This window comes from Pseudomonas sp. KD5, from assembly GCF_012932895.1.
Taxonomy (GTDB): domain Bacteria; phylum Pseudomonadota; class Gammaproteobacteria; order Pseudomonadales; family Pseudomonadaceae; genus Aquipseudomonas.
The window spans coordinates 311,516-320,304 of the sequence record NZ_JDWJ01000003.1; the positions used below are offsets into that span (position 1 = coordinate 311,516).

The 8,789-nt window shown below is 61.4% G+C and carries 6 protein-coding genes; all 6 read left to right on the forward strand.

The genetic code is table 11. The features are described from left to right. Positions 1-244 precede the first annotated feature (244 nt). Positions 245-838: a transcriptional regulator BetI gene (gene betI / locus AF70_RS08440; RefSeq protein WP_018928769.1), complete on the forward strand. Its 594-nt coding sequence runs from the start codon at positions 245-247 to the stop codon at positions 836-838. Between the two features lie 110 nt (positions 839-948). After that, positions 949-2,421: a betaine-aldehyde dehydrogenase gene (gene betB / locus AF70_RS08445; protein ID WP_018928768.1), complete on the forward strand. Its 1,473-nt coding sequence runs from the start codon at positions 949-951 to the stop codon at positions 2,419-2,421. A 204-nt stretch (positions 2,422-2,625) separates the two neighbouring features. After that, positions 2,626-4,329, forward strand: coding sequence for a choline dehydrogenase (gene betA, locus AF70_RS08450; RefSeq protein ID WP_019580663.1), 1,704 nt, complete (start codon positions 2,626-2,628; stop codon positions 4,327-4,329). A 210-nt stretch (positions 4,330-4,539) separates the two neighbouring features. Continuing rightward, positions 4,540-5,982 carry a TldD/PmbA family protein gene (locus AF70_RS08455; RefSeq protein ID WP_019580662.1) on the forward strand — a complete coding sequence of 481 codons (1,443 nt, stop codon included), beginning with the start codon at positions 4,540-4,542 and terminating at the stop codon, positions 5,980-5,982. Further along, positions 5,982-7,319 (forward strand): TldD/PmbA family protein, encoded by a 1,338-nt coding sequence (locus tag AF70_RS08460; RefSeq protein ID WP_028939053.1) that lies wholly within the window; start codon positions 5,982-5,984, stop codon positions 7,317-7,319. The genes AF70_RS08455 and AF70_RS08460 overlap by 1 nt, the downstream gene beginning before the upstream one ends. A 71-nt stretch (positions 7,320-7,390) precedes the next feature. Beyond that, a partial coding sequence (gene mdtD / locus AF70_RS08465; RefSeq protein ID WP_169342471.1) for a multidrug transporter subunit MdtD occupies positions 7,391-8,789 on the forward strand: 1,399 nt, incomplete at its 3' end.

Here is an 8,789-nt window from a genome sequence, read left to right on the forward strand (position 1 = left end):
CGGCGGGTGATATAAAGACACCCCGAAAAAAGCCCGAAACCCCTGGAACGCGTCTGCGTATGGGTTTCGAGCATTTTTGGATGTCGGTTTATCGTCATTTACACGTAGGAAAAATCTGTAAGCAGCGACGAATTGTCGCAGATCTTATTCTTTGTTGATTGAACGTTCAATCAAAACAAAATAGACTGGCCCTCAATCCGGTAGCCGTATTTCGTCCACCGGAAGGCCTAAGGAGATGTGCAAGATGCCCAAGGTCGGTATGCAACCCATCCGCCGCCAGCAATTGATCGAAGCCACGTTGCAGGCCGTCGATCAGGTCGGCATGGGGGACGCCAGCATTGCGCTGATCGCCCGTTTGGCCGGTGTCTCGAATGGCATCATCAGTCACTATTTTCAGGACAAGAATGGCCTGATCGCCGCCACGATGCGGTATCTGATGAGCGTCCTCAGCGAGAACGTCACCGCGCGCCGTCAGGCGATGGCAGATGACAGCCCACGGGCGCATCTGCAGGTGATTATCGAAGGCAACTTCGACGCCAGCCAGGTCAATGGCCCGGCAATGAAAACCTGGTTGGCCTTCTGGGCCACCAGCATGCACCAGCCGTCTTTGCACAGGTTGCAGCGGATCAACGATCACCGTCTGTATTCCAACCTGTGCTGCCAGTTCCGCCGTGCGTTGCCGCTTGATCAAGCGCGCAGCGCCGCCCGGGGCCTGGCAGCCCTCATTGACGGTTTGTGGTTGCGCGGCGCGCTGTCGGGAGATGCTTTCGACACCGAGCAGGCGCAAAGAATCGCTTACGAATACATGGATATCCAATTGGCCAAGCAGGTGAGTTAGAGCACACATAAAACCGCTCAGCCCCTGAACGCCACTGATCAGCGTCGCCAACGCTACACGGCACGTCCCAGTGGTCAACGCCAACCAACTTATGCACTTGCGAGGACTTTATGGCCCGTTTCGAACTGCAAAAACTCTACATCGACGGCGGCTACAGTGACGCCAGCAGCGACGCCACCTTCGAAGCCATCAACCCGGCTAACGGTGAAGTCCTCGCAACCGTACAGCGTGCGACCAAGGAAGATGTCGAGCGCGCAGTGGTCAGTGCCGAAAAGGGCCAGAAAATCTGGGCCGCGATGACCGCCATGGAGCGTTCGCGCATCCTTCGTCGTGCCGTCGACATCCTGCGCGAGCGCAACGATGAACTGGCCGCCCTGGAAACTCTGGATACCGGCAAGGCGTACTCCGAAACCCGTTATGTCGACATCGTCACCGGCGCTGACGTGCTGGAATACTACGCAGGTCTGGTACCGGCCATCGAAGGCGAGCAGATTCCGCTGCGCACCACCTCTTTTGTCTACACCCGTCGCGAGCCGCTGGGCATCGTGGCCGGTATTGGCGCGTGGAACTACCCGATCCAGATCGCCCTATGGAAATCCGCTCCAGCCCTGGCGGCCGGCAACGCGATGATCTTCAAGCCAAGCGAAGTCACCTCGCTGACGACTCTGAAACTGGCCGAAATCTACACCGAAGCTGGCCTGCCAGCCGGCGTGTTCAACGTATTGACCGGCAGCGGCCGTGAAGTCGGCACTTGGCTGACCGAACACCCACGCATCGAAAAAGTCTCCTTCACCGGCGGCACCGACACCGGCAAGAAAGTCATGGCCAGCGCTTCCGCCTCCACGCTCAAAGACGTGACCATGGAACTGGGCGGCAAATCCCCGCTGATCATTTTCGACGACGCCGACCTCGATCGCGCCGCCGACACCGCGATGATGGCCAACTTCTACAGTTCCGGTCAGGTTTGCACCAACGGCACTCGCGTATTCGTGCCGAGCCACCTGAAAGCCGCGTTCGAAGCCAAGATCGTTGAGCGCGTTGCGCGCATCCGCGTCGGCAACCCGGAAGACGAAAACACCAACTTCGGCCCGCTGGTCAGCTTCGCCCACATGGAAAGCGTGCTGGGTTACATCGCCAAAGGTAAGGAAGAAGGTGCTCGCCTGCTGTGCGGCGGCGCTCGTCTGACCGACGGCGAATTCGCCAAAGGCGCATTCGTGGCGCCGACCGTGTTCACCGACTGCACCGACGAGATGACCATCGTGCGCGAAGAAATCTTCGGCCCGGTGATGAGCATCCTGACCTACGAAACCGAAGAAGAAGTGATCCGTCGCGCCAACGACACCGACTTCGGTCTGGCTGCCGGCGTCGTTACCAAAGACCTGAACCGCGCGCACCGCGTGATTCATCAACTGGAAGCCGGTATCTGCTGGATCAACGCCTGGGGCGAGTCCGACGCCAAGATGCCGGTCGGCGGCTACAAGCAGTCGGGCGTGGGCCGTGAGAACGGCATCAGCTCGCTGAACAACTTTACACGCATCAAATCGGTACAGGTCGAACTGGGCGATTACGCCTCGGTTTTCTAAGGCCTGCGAGGTCTCTGTGGCGAGGGGGCTTGCCCCCGCTGGGTCGCGAAGCGGCCCCCATCCAGACATCGCACGTCTTCAGATAGAGCGTGGTCGCTGATTTTACGACTGCTGCGCAGCCGAACGGGGGCAAGCCCCCTCGCCACAGGTTACGCAGCGCATCGGCGACGGGCGACCTGACCAACTTCAAAGAGGGTGCATTCAATGTCCCAAGTATTCGATTACATCATCATCGGTGCCGGCTCCGCCGGTAACACCCTGGCGACCCGTCTGACTGAAGACGAAGGCGTCACCGTCCTGCTGCTCGAAGCGGGCGGCCCGGATTACCGTCTGGATTTCCGCACACAAATGCCAGCAGCTTTGGCGTTCCCGCTGCAAGGCCGTCGCTACAACTGGGCGTACGAAACCGATCCAGAGCCACACATGGACGGTCGTCGGATGGAATGCGGTCGCGGCAAGGGCCTGGGTGGTTCTTCGCTGATCAACGGCATGTGCTACATCCGCGGCAACGCCATGGACTACGACAACTGGGCGAAACTGCCAGGTCTGGAAGACTGGACCTACCTCGACTGCCTGCCATATTTCCGCAAGGCGGAAACCCGTGACATCGGCCCGAACGACTACCACGGTGGCGACGGTCCGGTCAGCGTGACCACGCCAAAAGCCGGCAACAACCCGCTGTTCAGTGCGATGGTTGAAGCAGGCGTGCAGGCCGGTTACCCGCGTACCGAAGACTTGAACGGTTACCAGCAGGAAGGTTTCGGCCCGATGGACCGCACCGTGACGCCGAAAGGCCGTCGCTCCAGTACCGCTCGCGGTTACCTGGACATCGCCAAGAAGCGTTCGACCCTGACCATCGTCACCCACGCCCTGACCGACAAGATCCTGTTCGAAGGCAAGCGTGCGGTCGGCGTGCGTTACCTGATCGGCGCGGCTGAAGAGCGCGTTGAAGTCCGTGCCCGCAAAGAAGTGCTGCTGTGCTCCGGCGCCATCGCGTCGCCGCAGATCCTGCAACGTTCCGGTGTCGGCCCGGCCGACCTGCTGAAAAAGCTTGATATTCCGGTGGTCCACGACCTGCCGGGCGTCGGTGAAAACCTGCAGGATCACCTCGAGTTGTACCTGCAATACGCCTGCACCCAACCGGTCTCGCTGTACCCGTCGCTGCTCCTGCACAACCAGCCGGCCATCGGTGCCGAGTGGCTGTTCAAGGGCACCGGTATCGGCGCCAGCAACCAGTTCGAAGCCGGCGGTTTCATTCGTACCCGTCCGGAATTCGAATGGCCGAACATCCAGTATCACTTCCTGCCGGTAGCGATTAACTACAACGGCAGCAACGGCGTGAAAGAGCACGGCTTCCAGGCGCACATGGGTTCCATGCGTTCGCCAAGCCGCGGTCGCATCCAGGCCAAATCCAAGGATCCGCGCGAATACCCGAGCATCCTGTTCAACTACATGGCCACCGAGCAGGACTGGCAGGAATTCCGCGATGGCATCCGCCTGACCCGTGAAATCATGCAACAGCCGGCGCTGGATGCCTTCCGTGGTCGCGAAATCAGCCCCGGCATCGACGTGCAAACCGACGAGCAGCTGGACAAGTTCATCCGTGAGCACGCCGAAACCGCGTTCCACCCGTCCTGCTCGTGCAAGATGGGCACCGACGAAATGGCCGTGGTCGATGGCGAAGGTCGTGTGCATGGCATGCAAGGCCTGCGCGTGGTCGATGCCTCGATCATGCCGATCATCACCACCGGCAACCTGAACGCGCCAACGATCATGATGGCCGAGAAAATCGCCGACAAGATCCGCGGTCGCAAACCATTGCCGCGCAGCAAGGCCAAGTACTACGTGGCCGGTGATGCACCGGTGAAGGGCAAGCCGTTGCGGGATGTGAGCCCTACCGCTCAGTAACGCAGTTACACCGAGGCGCGGCCTTGATCATTCCCACGCTCCGCGTGGGAATGATCAGCCTATAAATTCCTGACTCACCCAACCTCAACTCTTCCTACACCGCTCTTCACTTGATCCTACCCCCATGCAGGCCTAATCTAGCGCCACGCAAACGTTTCACCCCCCTCGCAACACCGATTCGCCGCCACTCCATACCAAGGAGGTTCCCGAATGTTCGATTTCCACCCCCAGCTCAAGCAGCGCTTCGCTGCGTTGCGCACGGGCGCTGAATTCTTTTCGCTGCGTTATGTTCGCGAATCCGGCCAGTATCTGTCAGTGCGCAAGAACGTCGCCGAACCGCCGAGCCTGAGCCGGGACGAAGGTGCGATGCTGACCGTTCGGGTCAACGGCGTCGAAGCCTATGCCGCGACCAACGACTTGTCCCAGTCCGGGCTGCAAGCTGCGCTGGAGAAGGCCGAGCAACAAGCCCGTCGACTCAAGCCACACGCCCTCCTCGACTTGCGTGAGCAAGCGGTTTCCAGCGAGCGCGCCGACTATTTCTCGCCGAGCCTCGACCAGCCCTTCCCGTCTCTCAGCGATTGCTACCAACTGCTCGGCGCCGAATCTGCCGCCGTGCCCAAGGACGAACGCCTGGTGAACTGGCAGGCGAGCATCGGTATCACCAACGTCGAGCAGATCTACCTCAACAGCGCTGGCGCCGAACTGCGCCAGGCCCAGCGCTTCGTCTACCCGAGCATGGACGTCACCGCCTACGACGGTAGCGACAGCCAGACCCGCACCCTCGGCCGCGAGAATTTCGGTCAGCAGGGCGGCTTTGATGTGATCAGCCGCTGCGGCCTGATCGGCGCCGGCCCGAAAGTCGCCGACCAGGCGTTGCAATTGCTGCTGGCACCGAATACCCCGCAAGGCCCGCGCGACCTGTTGCTGATGCCCGACCAGATGATGCTGCAGATTCACGAGTCCATCGGTCACCCGCTGGAACTGGACCGTATCCTGGGCGACGAGCGCAATTACGCCGGCACCAGTTTCGTCAAGGCGCAAGACTTCGGCCGCCTGCAATACGGCTCCGAACTGCTCAACGTGACATTCGACCCGGACATCCCCGAACAGCTCGCCAGCTACGGCCATGACGACGAAGGCACCGCCGCCAGCAAGCAATTCCTGATCAAGCAAGGTTTGCTGCTGCGACCATTGGGCGGCGCGCTCTCGCAGTTCCGGGCCAGCCTCGACGGCGTGGCCAACAGCCGCGCCTGCGGCTGGAACCGTCCGCCGATCGACCGCATGGCCAACCTCAACATCGAGCCCGGCGATCAGCCGCTTGAGCAACTGATCGGCAACATCGAGCACGGTATTTTGATGAGCACCAACCGTTCGTGGTCCATCGACGATGCGCGCAACAAATTCCAGTTCGGTTGCGAATGGGGCCAGTTGATCGAAAACGGCGAACTCAAAGGCGTGGTGAAGAACCCGAATTACCGGGCGATTTCCGCGCAATTCTGGAAGAGCCTGAGCGCCGTCGGTGACGCCAGCACCTTCAAGGTGCTGGGCACGCCGAACTGCGGCAAGGGCGAACCGAACCAGGTGATCCGTGTCGGCCATGCGTCGCCGGCCTGTGTGTTCAGCAATGTTGATGTGTTTGGGGGAGATGCCTGATGAGTACATTCAAAGGTCAGGCCGAGTCGTTTAAAACATTGGTCAACTGGCTGCGTGATGCGCTGCATGAGCCTGAACAATTCACCCTCAGCTACGCCGCCGAATCGTCGGCCTTCGTGCGCTTCAACCACGCCAAAGTGCGTCAGGCCGGGCAGGTGCAGCAGGCGAGTGTCGGTTTCAAACTGATCAACGATGGCCGTCACGCCGACCTCGACATCACCTTGTCGGGCGATGCAGAAGTCGACCTTCAGCGTCTGGCCGAGGGGCTGCAACAGTTGCGCGAAACCCTGCCGTTGCTGCCTCAGGACCCGTACCTGCTGCTCAACCATGACGACTGGCAGAGCAACAACGTGCAGGATCATCCGCTGCCGGACACCGAGCAGGTGGTCGCTGAAATCACTCAGGCCGGCGAGGGGCTGGATCTGGTCGGCTTCTACGCCGCCGGGCCGATCAGTCGCGGTTTCGCCAGTTCTTCGGGCGCGTTCGGCTGGCATCAGGCCAACAGCTTCAACTTCGATTTCAGCCTGTTCCATGAAAACGGTCAGGCGGTGAAAGCCAGCTATGCCGGGCACGACTGGAACAGCGAAGGCTTTGCCCGGCGTTTCCAGCAGGCCCGCGAGCAGTTGGCGTTTCTGGGGCGGCCAACGCGCACGCTGGCGCCGGGTCAGTACCGCGCGTACCTCGCGCCGGCAGCCCTGGAAGAAATCATGGGCATGCTCAGTTGGGGCGGGTTCTCGGCGCAGTCGATTGCCAGCAAGAGCAGTCCGTTGCAGAAGCTCTACGGTGGCGACAGCTCGTTCAGCCCGTTGGTGTCCCTGGATGAAAAAGTCAGCGGCTCCCTGAGCCCGGCGTTCTCCGGTGAAGGTTATCCACGCAGTGATCTGCGGCTGATTGTTGAGGGCAAGGCGGGCGAGCAACTGGTCGGTTCACGCAGCGCCGCCGAATACGGCCTGACCGCCAACGGTGCCGGCGGCGGTGAAGCCCCAAGTGCATTGAACATGGCGGCCGGCGCTTTGCCTGACGCCGAGATTCTGAAGCAACTGGGCACCGGTCTGTACATCAGCAACCTGTGGTACCTGAACTACTCGGACCAACCGGCAGCGCGCCTGACCGGCATGACACGGTTCGCGACCTTCTGGGTCGAGAACGGCGAGATTCAGGCACCGGTCAGCACCATGCGTTTCGATGACAGCGCCTACAGCCTGCTCGGTTCGCAGCTGGAAGCGTTGACCGAGGAACGCGAGCTGATGTTGTCGGCCAGCACCTACAGTCAGCGGAACACGTCTTCGGCATTGCTGCCGGGAGCGCTCGTCAGCCGATTGACCTTGACCCTGTAAACACAAAAACCTGACACAGATCGTTCCCACGCTCCGCGTGGGAACGATCATTTCCGACACCAAGAGGCCCCATGCCCAACCGCCCACCTCTCGACGCTGTCACCGCCCGCTGGTTGCCGTGGGTCGTCGCCATTGCCTTCTTCATGCAGTCCCTCGACGGGACAATCCTCAACACCGCCCTCCCCGCCATGGCCCGGGACCTGGCCGAAGACCCGCTGCGCATGCAGGGTGTGATCATCGCCTACATGCTCACCGTCGCCCTGCTGATCCCCGCCTCCGGCTGGATCGCCGACCGTTTCGGCACCAAGAAAATCTTCTTCGGCGCCATCCTGTTGTTCAGCATCGGCTCATTGCTCTGCGCCTTGTCGAGCACCCTGAGCATGCTGATCGGCGCCCGGGTGATCCAGGGCCTGGGCGGCGCCTTGATGTTGCCGGTCGGGCGACTGGTGGTGCTGCGCGCCTATCCGCGCTCGGATCTGGTGCGGATCATGGGGTTCATCACCATTCCCGGCCTGCTCGGCCCGCTGATCGGCCCAACCATGGGCGGCTGGATGGTGCAATACCTGACCTGGCACTGGATCTTCCTGATCAACCTGCCGGTGGGTGTCATCGGCTGCTATGCGGTGTGGAAATTCATTCCCGACCTGCGCGGCAGTGAACGCACCCGCTTCGATAGCCTGGGCTTTTTGCTGTTCGGCGCGGCGATGGTGCTGATCACCATCGCCATGGAAGGCCTCGGCGAACTGCATCTGCCGCACTTGCGGGTGATGTTGCTGTTGTTTGCCGGCATGGCCTGTCTGGCGGCCTATTGGCTGCGGGCCGGGCACACCGACAATCCACTGTTTGCGCCATCGCTGTTCAAGACCCGGACCTTTGCCGTGGGCATCCTCGGCAACCTGTTCGCCCGGTTGGGCAGCGGCGCATTGCCGTTCCTGGTGCCGTTGCTGCTGCAAGTGGCGCTGGGCTATTCGCCGTCTCAGGCCGGGATGAGCATGCTGCCCCTGGCCGCAGCGGCGATGGTCGCCAAATCGGTGGCGCGGCCATTGATCGAACGTTTCGGCTACCGCATCGTGCTGACCGGCAACACCCTGGCGCTGGGGATCATGCTGGCGAGCATGGGCCTGGTCAGCGAGCAGACGCCGTATTGGCTGTTGCTGGGCCAGTTGGCGATTCTGGGGGCGATCAACTCCTTGCAATTCACCGCGATGAACACCGTGACCCTGATCGATCTCGACGACGCCAGCGCCAGCAGCGGCAACAGTTTGCTGTCGGTGGTAGCGCAATTGTCCCTGAGCCTGGGCGTGGCGTGCGCCGGTGCGCTGCTCGGCGGATTCACGGCGGAGATGGGCAATGACGACGTGGACACGGTGCTGGGCGCGTTCCAGCTGACGTTTGTGACGGTAGGAATCATGGCGATGCTGGCTGCAACGATCTTCTCGCAACTTTCACCGAAGGATGGCCGACGGATGG

Excerpts from the sequence above, each read along its gene's own strand:
- betI (WP_018928769.1), top strand. The coding sequence starts at position 245 with ATGCCCAAGGTCGGTATGCAACCCATCCGCCGCCAGCAATTGATCGAA.
- betB (WP_018928768.1), top strand. The coding sequence starts at position 949 with ATGGCCCGTTTCGAACTGCAAAAACTCTACATCGACGGCGGCTACAGT.
- betA (WP_019580663.1), top strand. The coding sequence starts at position 2,626 with ATGTCCCAAGTATTCGATTACATCATCATCGGTGCCGGCTCCGCCGGT.
- AF70_RS08455 (WP_019580662.1), top strand. The coding sequence starts at position 4,540 with ATGTTCGATTTCCACCCCCAGCTCAAGCAGCGCTTCGCTGCGTTGCGC.
- AF70_RS08460 (WP_028939053.1), top strand. The coding sequence starts at position 5,982 with ATGAGTACATTCAAAGGTCAGGCCGAGTCGTTTAAAACATTGGTCAAC.